The sequence below is a fragment of the Mesorhizobium sp. M7A.F.Ca.ET.027.03.2.1 genome (assembly GCF_003999175.1).
In the GTDB taxonomy this organism is placed as follows: Bacteria; Pseudomonadota; Alphaproteobacteria; order Rhizobiales; family Rhizobiaceae; genus Mesorhizobium.
Genome location: NZ_RZOM01001717.1, coordinates 1 through 679, shown reverse-complemented (window position 1 = coordinate 679; position 679 = coordinate 1). Strand labels below are relative to the sequence as shown.

Below are 679 nucleotides of genomic sequence, written 5' to 3'. Positions count from 1 at the left end.
CGCGAGAACCGTCGGGCACGCAGGCCAGGTTGGAGGCGGCAGGGCTCTCGGTGACGGCGCTTCGGATCGTATGGACGTCGGGCCTGTTGAGATACGGCCCCCATGCTGTCCGCAGCGATCTCGACCCGGAAGCCAAGCGCAGGCTTGCCGTGTTCCTCACCAACCTCAAGTCGACGACGCCCGATATCTACGATCTCCTGGAATCGAGACATTCCGGCGGCTTCGCTCGCGTGGCGCCAAAAGATTACGAGATGGCCGCTGCTATCGTGCGCTTCGTTTCGGACCGTGGGCCGCAGCAGTAGCTGGAGCGGCCTGCCCAGCGCCTGGCTGCTTCTGTGTTCAACAGTCGCTGCAAGGGATCGCCATGCTTCTGCGGGGGCGCAGGTAGTAGGTTTCGCCCATGGTTATGTTGCTGAAAGCCGAGGTCAGCCCAAGCTTCTGTTGACTGCTCGCGCTCCACGCGATGACCGGCGTGTAGCCGAGGTTGCTTTCGACGCGGATGAGAAAAGTGTTGGCGACTCTGAGCGACGCCGGGACCGTTGTCTCGGTGGTCGCGGCGGCGCCAGGGCTGGCGACGCCGGCTACCAATTTGCGTGACCACACCACCAGTGCCCTCGTCGCATCGGGCGAAACCTGGATTGCCGTGATGGTGATGGTCGGGGGCGAGCGGTTGTAGGGC

The 679-nt window shown here is 63.9% G+C and carries 1 protein-coding gene and 1 pseudogene; one reads left to right on the top strand and one right to left on the bottom strand.

The features are described 5' to 3' along the window. On the top strand, positions 1-302 hold a 302-nt coding region (locus tag EN750_RS37605), incomplete at its 5' end, for a PhnD/SsuA/transferrin family substrate-binding protein (protein ID WP_145968349.1). A gap of 37 nt (positions 303-339) precedes the next feature. Here the strand turns inward: EN750_RS37605 and EN750_RS40180 are convergent. Beyond that, a pseudogene (locus EN750_RS40180) lies at positions 340-679 on the bottom strand (pilus assembly protein); the annotation flags it as partial.